General features: G+C 65.5%; 1 protein-coding gene. It reads left to right on the top strand.

The genetic code is table 11. From position 1 onward, the window contains the following. A partial coding sequence (locus ACUN9Y_RS22160; RefSeq protein ID WP_445462907.1) for an Ig-like domain-containing protein occupies window positions 1-576 on the top strand: 576 nt, incomplete at both ends.

Here is a 576-nt window from a genome sequence, read left to right as displayed (position 1 = left end):
ACGACGGCCCCGGCGGCTTCAGCTGGTCGACCAATGGCCTGCCCTCGCTGACCTCACAGGGCGAGTCGCTCGACTATTTTCTGAGCAACAACGGCCACACCCTGACCGCCTTCGACGAAGGCTTCGCTCCGGTGTTCTCCGTTAAGCTGACCAATCAGGCCAGCGGCGCCTACCGGGTGACCTTGTTCCAGCCGCTGGACCACTCAGACCCCACGACCGAAGACGACATCCGCTTCAGCGTCGGCTACACCATCACCGACAGCGACGGCGACAGCGCCGACGGCAGGCTCAATGTGGTGATCGATGATGACACCCCGGTCGCCGCCTCCGACTTCGCCACCACCGACAGCGATACCCCGGTCACCGTCGACGTGCTCGACAACGACCAACTCGGCGCCGACGGCGGCAACCTCACCGCGGCCAACGTCCAGGGCGGATCCAACGTCGGCACGGTCACCACCCAGCCCAATGGCACGGTGACCTTCACCCCCCACCCGAACTTCTCGGGCAATGCCCTGATCACCTACACCGTCACCGACGGCGATGGCGACCCGGTCACCGGCAAGCTCAAGGTCA

This window comes from Halomonas sp. V046 (assembly GCF_052645355.1).
This window is presented reverse-complemented; position numbering and strand designations above follow the sequence as displayed.